Source organism: Streptomyces sp. NPDC111802, assembly GCF_055634335.1.
In genome coordinates, this window is the sequence record NZ_JBVKCZ010000011.1 from 18,466 (window position 1) to 32,633 (window position 14,168).

Sequence of the window (14,168 nt, forward strand, 5' to 3'; positions counted from 1 at the left end):
TGCGCGAGTGCGTCATGATGAGGGCATGAACAAGCAGCCGAAGTACCGGCAAGTCGCCGATGCCCTACGCCGCGAGATCGACAACGGCACGTTCCCGCCGGGGTCGCGGCTGCCCTCCGAGAACGACCTACAGCAGCGGTTCGACGCGTCCCGGAACACCGTCCGCAACGGGCTGAGCCTGCTGGTCAGCGAGGGACTACTGACGTCCAGCCAGGGGCTCGGCTATGAGGTCAAGTCTCACGAGGTGTTCGAACTCAATGCGTCCCGGTTCGAGAATCTGAACTTCCCGCAGAACGGGGACTCGTACAACACCGACGTCACCAACGCGGGTCGACGGCCGCACCAGACGTTCCGGGTCGAGATGCTGCCAGCGCCGGAGGAGATCGCCCAGCGTCTGAACATCACGACAGGCACGAAGGCGGTATTGCGGTTTTGTCATCGCTATGTGGACGACGTCCCTTGGTCGACGCAAGCGACCTACTACCCATCGTGGCTGGTCGACGCGTCGCCGCGACTTGCCGAGCCAGGAGACATCGAAGAGGGAACCACGCGGTACCTAGCGGCTCAAGGCATTGAGCAGATCGGGTACTTCGACGAGATCGCCGCGCGCATGCCGACACCGGAGGAAGCTCGACTGTTGGAGATCGGCGCTGGAGTTCCGGTGCTGCTTTGGACGCGTACCGGCTACTCCGAGGACCGGCCCATCCGGTGCACCATCACCACCTTCCGGGGCGACCTCAACCGGATGAACTACGAGATCGGCGACCTGACCGCCCGAAGCGAGAACGAGCCTCAGTGAGAATCATCCCCGCCCGCCCAGACGACGTCTCCAGGCTGCTGGCATTCCGTGAGGAGGCCGCAGCTTGGCTTTCCCGTCTCGGTACCGACCAGTGGCGACGCCCCTATCCTGCTGACAAGCTACTGGAGACCATCGAGGCAGGTACCGTCTTCATGGCTGTGGACGGCGATGCGACGGTCGCGACCATCACTCTGACTCCTGATGCAGAGGCAGGACTCTGGACAGAGCAGGAACTCTCAGAGCCTTCTCTGTTCATCAACAAGCTCACGGTGGCGCGTACGCATGCCGGGGCGAACGTCGGGGGGCGCCTGCTCGATTGGGCGGGGGATCGGGCTTACCGGGCCGGAGCCAAGTGGCTCCGTCTGGACGCGTGGACGACAAACGAGGGGCTTCAGGCGTACTACCTTCGGCAAGGCTTCGAGCATGTTCGGACAGTCCTTGAGGGAGTGGCCGTGAACGGCGGCCCTCGGGTATCTGGCTGGCTTGCTCAGCGTCCAACACGTCCTGCCGAGCACGGTTTCACCGACGAAACTCGCATGCCATGACGAGGCTGCTCCTCTTCGTGAGTGAGTGCCCGGGGCGACTCTGCCGGGCCCTCTGTGGAACCTCTGTGGAACCTCCGAGGTCAACCACCAACGACCGACAACGACCACCAACGACCGCCCGACCGCAGGTCAGTTGAGGTGAGCACCCCCGCTGACCAGCCCCAAAAATCGGGCGGTCGAAACCCAGGGCAAGAAGAAGTAGGCATTGCGATCATGCCCCCGACCTGCGCTCATGGCGCGGATCGGGGGCATTTTCGAACTCATCTCGCGCGTAAGGAAGTTGGCTGGCAGTCGATGGCTTCACCAACCCGAGGAGAAGCCAGGGTTAAGTGATGGGTCGGGTCGGCGACAGTGCACAACCCCTCACACGCCCCCTCTGTCTGCTGCAGGTGAAGTCACCACCCGATGCATCAAACGTGGGGGGAAACCACACCATGCGCCTACGCGCCACTGTCACCGCCGCCGCCGCCACCGCCGCTGCCCTCAGCGCCGCCCTCGCCGTTACCGCTCTCGCCGTCCCGGCCGCCGGGGTCGAGCGGGACGACTCGCCCACGACGTTCAGAGACATCCAGGTCAATCAGAACCGCGACTACACCGTTGTCGTCGGGGCCACCCGGAAGGTCGCGTTCCTGGTCTCCGCGACGGTCAGCGACCCGTCCGGTGTCGAGAGCGTGTCGTACGAGCTGTGGCACGGAGCGAGCCCGGCGGAAGCCGACGGGCGCATGGAGCAGGCCGGGTTCGACCGCTGCGTGAAGATCAACGAGACCACGTCCAAGTGCCAGGCCGTCATGGTCGCCGACCCGTACGACAACCTCCGCAGCAACGCCCTCGCCGGTGTCTGGGTCGTGAGCGCCGTGGCCGTCGACGGCGCGGGCAACGTCACCCGTGAGGACGACGAACCATGGCCGGCCCGCATCAAGCGCCAGACCCACCTGTCCCAGGCCGACGCCACCCCCGAGCCGGTGAGGAAGGGCCAGAACCTCACGGTCAGGGCCCGGATGATCGTCGCCAGCTGGGAGCAGCACAAGGAGGTGCCCCTCATCGGGCATCAGGTGCTGCTCCAGTTCCGCAAGGGCACGAGCGGCGCCTTCACCACGCTGAAGAAGGTCAAGACCGACCGGAACGGCTGGGCCACGGCCACCGTGCAGGCGACGGCGGACGGCGAGTACCGCTACGACTTCGCGGGTACGTCCCTCACCCAGGCCAGGTCCGGCCGGGCCGACTTCGTCGATGTGAAGTGAGCCCGGACCGGTGAAGCGGGCCTGCCTGCCGCGTCCTCAGACCGTCAGCGGCACCGGGTGGATCTCATCGGCCTTGTGCCCGGCGCGCTCGTGGATGCGCTGGACCGCTTCGGCCGAGGGCGCCTCGGAGAGGCAGTAGACGACACCGGCCTCGGGGTCGGCCCACGCCTTCTCGAAGTGCACGTGCTCGTCCTTCTCTATGGCGAGGTCGGCGTTGTGGGCCTCGCGCAGTTGGTCGGCCGTGACGCCCTTCATGTTGTGGTGTACGTCCATGAACCGAGCCATGCCTCGCACCTCCTCATGATCCTCGGACGCCCTGTCCTCGGAGTGTGTTCGCCGTGCTGCTCCTTCCATGCTGCGCCCGTCCGGAAGGAGCAGCACGGCGAAGGGCCCCGGCACCCGCGGCCCGTGAAACAGCCCGCGGCCGGTGATTGCCCTGCGCCCCGTGAATGCCCGCCGCCTGATCGATCAGGTCCATTGCTTGGACAGCCCATAGCCAGCAGGTATCACTGATGCTACAAATGCCCCCATGTCTGACCGATTCGGTCGGTTTGAGCGGATCTCGCTTCGCTCGCTGGCCGGCAAGAGCCCCCGAAGCGTCGCCGGCCAGGTGTTCGTGCTCCAGGTGGCGCTGGTCGTGCTGCTCGTGGTCAGTGGTGTCGTCGCCCTCATTCTGCAGTCGAGCCGGGAAACGCGGACCGAGGCGAAGCGCCGTTCCATAGCCGTGGCGCAGACGTTCGCGCACTCCCCGGGCGTCCTGGGGGCACTGAAGGCATCCGACCCGTCGAAGGTGCTCCAGCCGCTCACCGAGGCGGGCCGCAGCACCGCGGGCGTGGACTTCATCGTGGTCATGGACACCAAGGGGATCCGCTACACCCACCCCCTGCCGGACCGGATCGGAAAGCGGTTCGTGGGCACGATCGAGCCGTCCCTGGCGGGCAAGGTGTACACCGAGAGCGTCCACGGCCCGCTGGGCGACGAGGTCCAGGCGACCGTTCCGATCAACGACACCGACGGCAAGGTGACCGCCCTCGTCTCCGCCGGGCTGAAGGTCAAGAACGTGACCAGCGAGGTGAAGCGGCAACTGCCGATCATCCTGGCCGCCGGGGCCGGAGCGCTCGTGGTGTCGACGGCGGGCACGGCGCTGGTGAGCAGAAGGCTGCGCCGCCAGACGCACAGCCTGGCCGCCCACGAGATGAACCGCATGTACGAGCACCACGACGCCGTGCTGCACTCCGTGCGCGAGGGCGTGCTCATCATCGACGACGACGGAAGGCTGCAACTGGCGAACGACGAGGCCAGGAGGCTGCTGGAGCTGTCCCCGGACGCCGAGGGACGGCACGTCGGGCAGCTGCCCGGTCTCGAGGACGAAATGGTGGACCTGCTCGTCTCCGGACGCGAGGCCACCGACGAGGTGCACTTCGCGGGCGAACGGCTGCTGGCGATCAACCAGCGGCACACGGACCAGGGCCCCCGCCCCGCGGGAACAGTGGTGACCCTCCGCGACACCACCGAGCTGCAAGCGGTCTCGGGCAGGGCGGAGACCGCACGTGAGCGGCTCAAGCTGCTGTACGACGCGGGGCTGGGCGTCGGCACCACCCTCGACGTGGCCCGCACGGTCGATGAGCTGGCGCGGATCGTCGTTCCCCGGTTCGCCGACTTCGTCACCGTGGACCTGGCCGACGGCGTCGTACAGGGCGAGGAGCCGGCCCCCACCGCGACCGACATGCGCCGGGTCGCCGTGCACGGCATCCGGGACGACCATCCCCTCTACGAACAGGGCCGGGTGATCGACTTCCTGCCCTCCACACCCCAGGCACGCGGCTACGGCACCGGCCGCTCCGAGCTGGTGCCCGACCTGACGACCGCGCCCGGCTGGCAGGCGCAGGACCCGGAACGCACCTGGCAGATCCTCGACTACGGCATCCACTCGCTCATCGCCGCCCCGATCCAGGCCCGCGGTGCCGTACTGGGCATGGTCAACTTCTGGCGCACCAAGCAGCACGAACCGTTCGACGAGGAGGAGCTGTCGCTGGCCGACGAGCTGGTGGCGCGTGCCGCGGTCAGCATCGACAACGCCCGCCGGTTCACCCGCGAGCACGCCGTCGCGGTCACCCTCCAGCGCAGCCTGCTGCCGCGGGCCCTGCCCGAGCAGAGCGCCCTGGACGTCGGCTCCCGCTACATCCCGGCCCAGTCGGGGGTGAGCGGGGACTGGTTCGATGTGATCCCGCTGCCGGGGAGCCGGGTGGCACTGGTCGTCGGCGACGTCGTCGGCCACGGTCTGCACGCGGCGGCGACGATGGGCCGGCTGCGCACCGCGGTGCACAACTTCTCCACGCTCGACCTGCCGCCCGACGAACTGCTGAGCCACCTCGACGACCTCGTCGGCCGTATCGACCAGGACGAGGCCCGCGCGGAGACGGCCGCGGAGGTCGTGGGCGCCACCTGCCTCTACGCGATCTACGACCCCGTGACGCGCCGCTGCGTCATGGCGCGGGCGGGCCACCCGGCGCCCGCACTGGTCCGCCCCGACGGCGAGGTCAGCTACCCCGACCTGCCGGGCGGGCCGCCGCTCGGCCTCGGCGGCATGCCGTTCGAGACGGCCGAACTCGACCTCGCCGACGGCACCCAGCTCGTCCTCTACACCGACGGCCTCATCGAGGACCGCACGCGCGACCTGGACGTGGGCCAGGAGCTGCTGCGCAAGGCACTGGCGGGCCGCCCCGACCGGGCGCCGGAGGAGAGCTGCCAGGCGGTGGTGGACGAACTGCTTCCCGCCGGCCCCAAGGACGACGTCGCCCTGCTCATCGCCCGCACCCGGGCGCTGCCGCCCGACCAGGTCGCCGACTGGGACGTGCCGCCCGACCCGTCGGCCGTGTCGGGGATGCGCGAAGCCGTCTCGGGCAAGCTGGAGGAATGGGGCCTGGCCGAACTCGGCTTCGCCATGGAACTCGTCCTGAGCGAACTGATCACCAACGCCATCCGGTACGGCTGCGAACCGATCCACGTACGGCTGATCCGCGACCGCACGCTGATCTGCGAGGTCTCCGACGCCAGCAGCACCTCACCGCATCTGCGCTATGCCGCGACGACCGACGAGGGAGGCCGGGGCCTGTTCCTGGTCTCGCAGATGACCGAGCGCTGGGGCACGCGGTACACCGCACAGGGCAAGGTGATCTGGGCCGAACAGGCACTGCCGTAGGAAGAGCGGCACGACGGCGGCACGACGAAGGGCCCCGGCCGTCGCGCCGGGGCCCCTCGTCGTCGTACGAGATCCACGGCGTCGTACGCCGCGGCCTCGCCGTGTCCTACACCCTCACCCGCACTGGCAGGGATTCCCGGACTGGCACCCGCACCCGCACCCCGAGCCGCAGCCGCAGGCGCCGAAGAGCGGGAGGCTCCTGATGTCGGCGGGCTGCTCGGTCGGGCGTTCCTGGGTGGGGTCGGGCGTCGTGCCGGGGGTGCTGGGGGATTCGGCCATGGTCCCTCCTCGGGGCTGGTGCCTGTGCCCATTCCATGCCCGCTCCGCCAGGCGCATCAACGGCGCACGGAGGCCCGAGCGGTGCCCGGCCCGAGCCCCCGGCACGAAGCGGGCTACGCCCCCTCCACTCCTGAAACCGGCTGGATGTCCGGCTGGATGTCGGCCTGGAGCTCATCCGCGTGCTCACCCGTCACCAGGTAGACCACCCGCTTCGCGACCGCCACCGCGTGGTCGGCGTACCGCTCGTAGTAGCGGCCGAGCAGCGTCACGTCGACCGCCGTCTCGATGCCGTGCTTCCAGCGCTCGTCCATCAGGTGCTGGAAGAGCGTGCGGTGGAGGAGGTCCATCTCGTCGTCGTCCTGCTCCAGCTGCATCGCGAGGTCGACGTCCTTCGTGACGATCACCTCGGCCGCCTTCGCCATCAGGCGCTGAGCGAGCTGGCCCATCTCCAGGATCGTGGCGTGCAGGTCCTGCGGCACCGCGCGCGCCGGGTAGCGCAGCCGCGTGAGCTTCGCCACGTGCTGGGCCAGGTCGCCCGAGCGCTCCAGGTCCGCCGACATACGGAGCGAGGTGACGACTATCCGGAGGTCCGTCGCCACCGGCTGCTGGCGCGCCAGCAGGGCTATGGCCCGGGCCTCCAGTTCGTGCTGGAGGTCGTCGACCTTCTGGTCGCCCTCGATCACGCTCTCGGCCAGCTTCAGGTCGGAGTCGAGGATCGCCGCCGTGGCGCGTCCGATCGCCGACCCGACCAGTCGGGCCATCTCCACCAGACCGTCGCCGATCGAGTCCAGTTCCTCGTGGTACGCGTCCCGCATCAGGGTCCCTCTCTTACGTCTGCCTCGGGGGTTCCGGGGGCCAGGAGACTGTCGTCGGACCGGCAGCCCTGTCGTTGATTCGGACCGGCAGTCCTACGGTCAGGACCTCCGACAGTAGGACCGTCGTGAAAACGACAGTCGGACTGTCGTGAAACCGCCAGTGCGATCTCTACGCTAAACCGATGGTGTGATCTACGCGCAGAACCGGCTGTACGAACCCCACGCCCTCACGATCCGGGCTCTACGCGTCCGTTTCCGCCACCCCAAATGAACCAACACTGGCTCCAAGGTGAACTCTGGGCGACGAGTGTTCGAGCTCGCACTCCGACGGCTGTGGGCACGGCCCGCGACATGCCTAACCTGGGTGCATGGACGTGAACGCGGCGGTCGCCGCAGCGGCAGCGATCGCCGGGGTTCTCACCGGCGTAATCGCCATGCTGGCGTTCCGCTGGAGCGAACGCGACCTGAAGCGACCCACCCGGACCTCTCTGCACACCGACCCGGTCCTGCCTCCCGGCGTGGACACGGTCCTGTCGGTGCTGCGCTCCTCCGCGGTGGTGCTCGACGAGGGGGACGCGGTCGTCAAGGCCAGCTCGGCGGCGTACGCCCTCGGTCTGGTGCGCGGCGGCAAGCTCTCCGTCGAGCCCATGCTCCAGATGGCCCGGGACACCAGACGTGACGGTGAGATACGACAGGTCGAGCTGGATCTGCCCAGGCGTGGCACCGGACGCGGCGAGGCCCTCGCCGTGTCCGCCCGTGTCGCGCCCCTCGGCTCCCGTCTCGTCCTGCTCCTCGTCGAGGACCTCACCGAGGCCCGGCGCATAGAGGCGGTCCGGCGTGATTTCGTCGCCAATGTGAGCCATGAGCTGAAGACGCCGGTCGGCGCGCTCTCCCTGCTGTCGGAGGCCGTCATGGACGCCTCCGACGACCCCGAGGCCGTGGAGCGCTTCGCGGGCCGTATGCAGATCGAGGCGACCCGGCTCACCAACCTGGTGCAGGAGCTCATCGACCTGTCCCGGGTGCAGAACGACGATCCGCTGGAGGACGCCGAACCCGTCCGCGTCGACGAGCTCGTCGCCGAGGCCATGGACCGCTGCCGGCACGCCGCCGGGACGAAGCAGATCACCATGGCCGCCGGTGGCACCGAGGAACTCAGCATCTGGGGCAACCGCGGCCAGCTCGCCGCCGCCCTCGGCAATCTCGTCGAGAACGCCGTCAACTACTCACCCGCCCGCACCCGCGTCGGCATCGCCGCACGCCGGCTCAGCGCCCCGGGCGGGGACCATATCGAGATCGCCGTGACCGATCAGGGCATCGGCATCTCGGAAAAGGACAAGGAGCGCATCTTCGAGCGCTTCTACCGCGTGGACCCGGCCCGTTCCCGTGCCACTGGTGGCACCGGCCTCGGTCTAGCGATCGTCAAGCACGTGGCCGCCTCGCACGGCGGGGAGGTCACGGTGTGGAGCTCCGAGGGACAGGGCTCCACGTTCACCCTGCGGCTGCCGGAGGCGGGTGCGGCCCGCGACCGCGCTCAGCAGCACCCCGATCTCGACGACGAGGCCGGGCAGTCCGCACCACCAGCTCCCCACGCATCCCCCACTTCCCCCGACTCACCCGCGTACGAAACGCTTTCCGCCCCGGAGGTCCTTCCGTGACCCGAGTGCTCGTCGTCGAGGACGAGGAGTCCTTCTCCGACGCCCTGTCGTACATGCTCCGCAAGGAGGGCTTCGAGGTCGCGGTCGCGACCACCGGGCCCGACGGACTCGACGAGTTCGAGCGCAACGGCGCCGACCTCGTCCTCCTCGACCTGATGCTGCCCGGCCTGCCGGGCACCGAGGTCTGCCGCCAGCTGCGCGGCCGTTCCAATGTCCCGGTGATCATGGTCACCGCCAAGGACAGCGAGATCGACAAGGTGGTCGGCCTGGAAATAGGAGCCGATGACTACGTCACCAAGCCGTTCTCCTCGCGCGAGCTGGTCGCCCGTATCCGGGCCGTCCTGCGCCGTCGCGGTGAGCCGGAGGAGGTGACGCCGGCCGCCCTGGAGGCGGGCCCCGTCCGGATGGACGTGGACCGCCATGTGGTCACGGTCTCCGGCTCCAAGGTCGACCTTCCGCTGAAGGAGTTCGACCTGCTGGAGATGCTGCTGCGCAACGCGGGCCGCGTGCTGACCCGTATGCAGCTCATCGACCGCGTCTGGGGTGCCGACTACGTCGGTGACACCAAGACCCTCGACGTCCACGTCAAGCGTCTGCGCGCCAAGATCGAGCCGGACCCGGGCGCGCCGCGGTACCTGGTGACGGTGCGTGGCCTCGGCTACAAGTTCGAGCCGTAAACCCGGCTACGACGAGAAGGGCGGGGCCTCCGCAGAGGTCCCGCCCTTCGTCGTACGGCTGCTCAGTGACCGGCTGCCGACTGCGAGGCGCTGTCGGACGGGGTCGCCGCACCGGTACCGGCCTCGGCGCCGGCGCCCGGCGTCTCGCTCGTGGATGCCTCGCCGGTCGGCGTGGCCCCGGCGCCCTCGCCCGGGGTCGCGCTCGGCGAGGACGTCGTACCCGGCGCCGACGGGACCTCGGTCGGCCCCCAGCTCTCGAAGTAGTGTTCGGCCGGAACGACGAACGCACGCAGGCTCACATCACCGGTCTTGCTGAAGGTGAAGGTGATCTTCTGGGCGTTGCCGTCCCGGATCGCCTCACGGCTGCCGGGCAGCACGGCGGAGGCGTTGTCCTTGCCGCCGAGGATCAGCGAGCCACCGGCCGGGATGGTCAGGCTGCCACCCTTGGCGGGCTTGAGCTCCGCGGTCTTGTCGGTGTCGTCGACCTTGATGGCGTCCAGCGTTTGGGCGGTCTTGCCGGAGTTGAACAGGGTCGCGGAGACCGCGGCCGGGCCGGTGGACTCCAGGTCGGGCTGGGTGATGACGATGGCGTTCTGGATCTTGATGTCGCCGACCGAGGTGGCCGCGTTGTCCGGCTTGATCTCCAGCGTCTGGCTGTTGTTGCCGGCGGCGCACGCACCGAGCGACGTGATCGAGAACGCGATGGCGGCCGCGGCGAGTGCACCGCGTCGAAGGCTGCTGCTCACGGCGGCGGCAACTCCTTGACTCGAACGGGCGGGCGCGTAAAGCCGCCCTAAGTGTCTGTCAGCGGCCTTAGGTTACCGAGCCGTTCCGGCGCGACCGCACCCGACCCTCCCCTCGGCGACCGAAGTGCCGCCGAAGTACCTCTTCCACCACCCGGCTCTTCACCCACAAGTGACCCGGGAGTCACATTGCGATCCCGCTCGTCCGTCATTCACATAAGCCCCTCGCAAGCGCTCCCGCAAAATTTCCGTGAAGGAATGTGCGGCCCTCCCGGAATTGATCACCGATCGCACCGCCGACCTGGCCGTGATCAATTCCCGGAATCGTCCGGTACCCGACTCGGGACGCCGAACGGAGTAGCGGAAGTCGCACACTTGGAACCGGACATATGTGTACGTTCGGCCACTCGGACGTGCCGCCGGATGTGTGTAACGTGCCCGTTTCTCCTTGCCCGCAGAGCCGCTCTCACCTGCGAATACCTTCTTCCGGTCGGCCCGCGAAGCACGTTCCTGTTGGAGTTGTCAAGCCCCGAGATATGCCCTGACCTGCGAAAACGCCATTCAGAACCCGCAGTTTCCGTGTTACCCTGGATAGCCACGGAAGGGGTACCTGTCACATGACGTTCAAGGTTGGCGACACCGTGGTCTATCCCCATCACGGGGCCGCGCTGATCGAGGCTATCGAAACTCGCCAGATCAAAGGCGTGGACAAGACCTACTTGGTGCTGAAGGTCGCCCAGGGTGACCTGACGGTACGTGTGCCAGCGGACAATGCGGAGTTCGTCGGCGTGCGTGATGTGGTCGGTCAGGACGGGCTGGACCGGGTCTTCGAGGTGCTGCGCGCGCCGTACGCCGAGGAGCCCACGAACTGGTCCCGTCGTTACAAGGCAAATCTGGAGAAGCTCGCCTCCGGCGATGTCATCAAGGTCGCGGAAGTCGTGCGTGACCTGTGGCGTCGTGAGCGCGAGCGCGGACTCTCCGCCGGTGAGAAGCGCATGCTCGCCAAGGCCCGCCAGATCCTGGTGAGCGAACTCGCCCTCGCGGAAAACACCAACGAGGACAAGGCCGAGGCCCTGCTCGACGAGGTCCTCGCGTCCTGACGCGGTCCATCCGCCTCGTTCAGCACAGCGCTGAGTGATTTCAAAAAAGTGCCGCGGTGCCCGATGACGTAATTGCTGTCGCCGGGCGCTGCGGCATGTTCGCGCACAGACGCCGTACGTCCTGCTTCGGGTGCCCCCGATACTTGATGTGCCGGGCCCGGGCAGCATGCTCGACCGCTGTCACGGAAGGGTGCGGTCAAGGCGTCGCGCCCGGCACGCTGTGGCCATACCCAAGTAGGCCGAGCACACAAACCTGACAGGAACCGATGTCTGACGATTCGCGCCCTTCGCTCTCGGAAGTCCGCGCCGGAACCTCCGCCGGCTCCCGTACGGCCGTGGTGATTCCGGCCGCGGGACGGGGTGTACGCCTGGGTCCGGGCGCGCCCAAAGCGCTTCGCACGCTGAACGGCACGCCCATGCTCATCCACGCCGTCCGCGCGCTGGCCGCGTCCCGCGCGGTCTCCCTGGTGGTCGTGGTCGCCCCGCCCGACGGCGCGGCCGAGGTCAAGTCGCTGCTCGACGCGCACGCGCTGCCCGAGCGCACCGACTTCCTGGTGGTCCCCGGCGGCGAGACCCGCCAGGAGTCCGTCCGGCTCGGCCTGGACGCGCTGCCGCCGGACTACGACATCGTCCTGGTGCACGACGCGGCCCGCCCGCTGGTGCCGGTGGACACGGTGGACACGGTGATCGAGGCGGTACGCGACGGCGCGCCGGCCGTCGTACCCGCGCTGCCGCTCGCCGACACGGTCAAGGAGGTCGAGCCCGCGAGGACCCCCGGGGACCCGGAGCCGGTGGTGGCCACCCCGGTGCGCGCCCGACTCCGTGCCGTGCAGACGCCGCAGGGCTTCGACCGCGCCACGCTGATCCGTGCGCACGAGACGGTGACGCACGACGTCACCGACGACGCGAGCATGGTCGAGCAGCTCGGGCTGACGGTCGTGGTGGTCCCCGGCCACGAGGAGGCCTTCAAGGTCACGCGCCCGCTGGACCTGGTCCTGGCGGAGGCGGTCCTGGCCCGCCGGAGGCTGAACGATGGCTTCTGAGCAGGTCATGCCGCTGCCCCAGGTCGGCATCGGCACCGACATCCACGCCTTCGAGGAGGGCCGCGAGCTGTGGTGCGCGGGCCTGAGGTGGGAGGGCGAGGGCCCGGGACTCGCCGGCCACTCCGACGCGGACGTCGTCGCCCACGCCGCCTGCAACGCCCTCTTCTCGGCGGCCGGCCTCGGCGACCTGGGTCAGCACTTCGGCACGGGGCGCCCCCAGTGGTCGGGCGCCTCCGGCGTCGTACTCCTCACCGAGGCCGCCCGGGTCGTGCGCGAGGCGGGCTTCCGCATCGGCAACATCGCGGTCCAGGTGGTCGGCCCCCGCCCGAAGATCGGCAAGCGCCGCGACGAGGCGCAGAAGATCCTGTCGGAGGCGGCCGGAGCCCCGGTGTCGGTATCCGGCGCGACCACGGACGGCCTCGGCTTCCCGGGCCGCGACGAGGGCCTGATGGCGGTGGCGACGGCGCTGGTGGTGCGGGTCGGCTGAGGCGGCCGGGCACCGCCCGCGGCCGGTAAACGGTCGAACCGCCATAAGGCACCAGGCACACCCACCGGCCCACTACCCTGGTGTCGTGACTATTCGCCTGTACGACACCAGCGCCCGGCAGATCCGTGACTTCACCCCGCTCAAGCCGGGCTGCGTCTCGATCTACCTCTGTGGCGCCACCGTGCAGGCCGCACCGCACATCGGCCACATCCGCTCCGGCCTCAACTTCGACATCATGCGCCGCTGGTTCACCTACCGCGGCTATGACGTGACGTTCATCAGGAACGTCACGGACATCGACGACAAGATCATCGCCAAGTCCGCCGACCAGAACCGCCCTTGGTGGTCCATCGGCTACGAGAACGAGCGCGCCTTCACCGACGGCTACACCGCCCTCGGCTGCCTCCCGCCGACGTACGAGCCCCGCGCCACCGGCCATGTCACCGAGATGGTCGAGATGATGCGCGGCCTCATCGAGCGCGGACACGCCTACGAGGCGGACGGCAGCGTCTACTTCGACGTCCGCTCCTGGCCCTCCTACCTGGAGCTGTCCCGGCAGGACCTCGACGAGATGCGGCAGCCCGCCGAGGAGGGCATCACCGGCAAGCGGGACCCGCGCGACTTCGCGATGTGGAAGGCCGCCAAGCCGGGCGAGCCCGACTGGGAGACGCCGTGGGGCCGGGGCCGGCCGGGCTGGCACCTGGAGTGCTCGGCGATGGCGCACAGGTACCTGGGCTCCGCCTTCGACATCCACGGCGGCGGACTCGACCTGATCTTCCCGCACCACGAGAACGAGATCGCCCAGGCCAAGGCCTACGGCGACGACTTCGCGCAGTACTGGGTGCACAACGCCTGGGTCACCATGAGCGGCGAGAAGATGTCGAAGTCGCTCGGCAACAGCGTGCTCGTGTCCGAGATGGTCAAGCAGTGGCGCCCGATCGTGCTGCGCTACTACCTGGGCACCCCGCACTACCGCTCCACCATCGAGTACAGCGAGGAGGCCCTGCGCGAGGCCGAGTCGGCGTTCGCGCGCATCGAGGGCTTCGTGCAGCGCGTGGTGGAGAAGGCCGGCGTCGTCGAGCCCGCCCCCGAGGTGCCGCTCGCCTTCGCCGAGGCGATGGACGACGACCTGGGCGTCCCGCAGGCACTGGCCGTCGTGCACACCACCGTCCGGCAGGGCAACAGCGCCCTGGCCGCCGACGACAAGGAAGCCGCCGTGGCGCGCCTCGCCGAGGTCCGCGCCATGCTCGGCGTCCTCGGTCTGGACCCGCTCGACGCGCACTGGGCCGGCGAGACCGACCGCGGCGACGACCTCCACGGCGTGGTCGACACCCTGGTCCGCATGGTCCTCGACCAGCGCGAGGCGGCCCGCTCCCGCAAGGACTGGGCCACCGCGGACGCCATCCGCGACCAGCTCGGCCAGTCGGGCCTCGTCATCGAGGACAGCCCACAGGGTCCGCGCTGGAGCCTGGGCCCACGCTGACGGAACTCGGCTTCCGGAAGATCGATTGTGCCGCCCGGCCTCCCGGGCGGCACACTTCATAGACGTACGTACGAACACCTCACGACAGACGGGTAGGTC

General features: G+C 69.0%; 14 protein-coding genes. 10 read left to right on the forward strand and 4 right to left on the reverse strand.

The features are described 5' to 3' along the window. Window positions 1–25 precede the first annotated feature (25 nt). From ACZ7NC_RS13915 to ACZ7NC_RS13925, 3 genes are all read left to right on the forward strand, one after another. Window positions 26–799: a GntR family transcriptional regulator gene (locus ACZ7NC_RS13915; protein WP_471487924.1), complete on the forward strand. Its 774-nt coding sequence runs from the start codon at window positions 26–28 to the stop codon at window positions 797–799. Next, window positions 796–1,344, forward strand: coding sequence for a GNAT family N-acetyltransferase (locus ACZ7NC_RS13920; RefSeq protein WP_471487926.1), 549 nt, complete (start codon window positions 796–798; stop codon window positions 1,342–1,344). Before ACZ7NC_RS13915 ends, ACZ7NC_RS13920 begins: the two co-directional genes overlap by 4 nt. A 434-nt stretch (window positions 1,345–1,778) precedes the next feature. Continuing rightward, on the forward strand, window positions 1,779–2,585 hold the full coding sequence (locus tag ACZ7NC_RS13925) for a calcium-binding protein (RefSeq protein ID WP_471487928.1): 807 nt from the start codon (window positions 1,779–1,781) through the stop codon (window positions 2,583–2,585). A gap of 36 nt (window positions 2,586–2,621) precedes the next feature. Here the strand turns inward: ACZ7NC_RS13925 and ACZ7NC_RS13930 are convergent, their stop codons facing one another. Further along, complete coding sequence (locus ACZ7NC_RS13930) at window positions 2,622–2,870, reverse strand: SCO4226 family nickel-binding protein (RefSeq protein WP_471487930.1); 249 nt, start codon at window positions 2,868–2,870, stop codon at window positions 2,622–2,624. Window positions 2,871–3,114: 244 nt separating this feature from the next. On the opposite strand from ACZ7NC_RS13930, the gene ACZ7NC_RS13935 reads away from it, so the two are divergent. Further along, a complete protein-coding gene (locus tag ACZ7NC_RS13935) occupies window positions 3,115–5,787 on the forward strand; it encodes a SpoIIE family protein phosphatase (RefSeq protein WP_471487932.1) in 2,673 nt (890 codons plus the stop codon). A gap of 114 nt (window positions 5,788–5,901) precedes the next feature. On the opposite strand, the gene ACZ7NC_RS13940 is transcribed toward ACZ7NC_RS13935, so the two are convergent. Continuing rightward, complete coding sequence (locus ACZ7NC_RS13940; protein ID WP_148000054.1) at window positions 5,902–6,066, reverse strand: hypothetical protein; 165 nt, start codon at window positions 6,064–6,066, stop codon at window positions 5,902–5,904. A gap of 113 nt (window positions 6,067–6,179) precedes the next feature. Continuing rightward, window positions 6,180–6,881 (reverse strand): phosphate signaling complex protein PhoU, encoded by a 702-nt coding sequence (gene phoU / locus ACZ7NC_RS13945; protein WP_471487934.1) that lies wholly within the window; start codon window positions 6,879–6,881, stop codon window positions 6,180–6,182. Window positions 6,882–7,249: 368 nt separating this feature from the next. Between phoU and phoR the strand changes: the two genes are divergently transcribed. Next, window positions 7,250–8,536 carry a two-component system sensor histidine kinase PhoR gene (gene phoR, locus ACZ7NC_RS13950; protein WP_471487936.1) on the forward strand — a complete coding sequence of 429 codons (1,287 nt, stop codon included), beginning with the start codon at window positions 7,250–7,252 and terminating at the stop codon, window positions 8,534–8,536. A gap of 5 nt (window positions 8,537–8,541) precedes the next feature. Then, complete coding sequence (phoP, locus tag ACZ7NC_RS13955) at window positions 8,542–9,213, forward strand: two-component system response regulator PhoP (protein WP_004000192.1); 672 nt, start codon at window positions 8,542–8,544, stop codon at window positions 9,211–9,213. Window positions 9,214–9,275: 62 nt separating this feature from the next. Here the strand turns inward: phoP and ACZ7NC_RS13960 are convergent, their stop codons facing one another. Then, window positions 9,276–9,959: a copper chaperone PCu(A)C domain-containing protein gene (locus ACZ7NC_RS13960; protein ID WP_471487938.1), complete on the reverse strand. Its 684-nt coding sequence runs from the start codon at window positions 9,957–9,959 to the stop codon at window positions 9,276–9,278. A 614-nt stretch (window positions 9,960–10,573) separates the two neighbouring features. On the opposite strand from ACZ7NC_RS13960, the gene ACZ7NC_RS13965 reads away from it, so the two are divergent. The 4 genes from ACZ7NC_RS13965 to cysS all read left to right on the forward strand — a co-directional run bounded on the left by ACZ7NC_RS13965 (window position 10,574) and on the right by cysS (window position 14,069). Continuing rightward, the gene (locus ACZ7NC_RS13965; RefSeq protein ID WP_003953493.1) at window positions 10,574–11,056 is read left to right on the forward strand and encodes a CarD family transcriptional regulator; all 483 of its coding nucleotides are present in this window, start codon (window positions 10,574–10,576) and stop codon (window positions 11,054–11,056) included. Window positions 11,057–11,322: 266 nt separating this feature from the next. Continuing rightward, window positions 11,323–12,099: a 2-C-methyl-D-erythritol 4-phosphate cytidylyltransferase gene (gene ispD, locus ACZ7NC_RS13970; RefSeq protein ID WP_471487940.1), complete on the forward strand. Its 777-nt coding sequence runs from the start codon at window positions 11,323–11,325 to the stop codon at window positions 12,097–12,099. After that, window positions 12,089–12,586 carry a 2-C-methyl-D-erythritol 2,4-cyclodiphosphate synthase gene (gene ispF / locus ACZ7NC_RS13975; protein ID WP_471487942.1) on the forward strand — a complete coding sequence of 166 codons (498 nt, stop codon included), beginning with the start codon at window positions 12,089–12,091 and terminating at the stop codon, window positions 12,584–12,586. The genes ispD and ispF overlap by 11 nt, the downstream gene beginning before the upstream one ends. A gap of 85 nt (window positions 12,587–12,671) precedes the next feature. Next, window positions 12,672–14,069 (forward strand): cysteine--tRNA ligase, encoded by a 1,398-nt coding sequence (gene cysS / locus ACZ7NC_RS13980; protein WP_471487944.1) that lies wholly within the window; start codon window positions 12,672–12,674, stop codon window positions 14,067–14,069. Window positions 14,070–14,168: the final 99 nt, after the last annotated feature.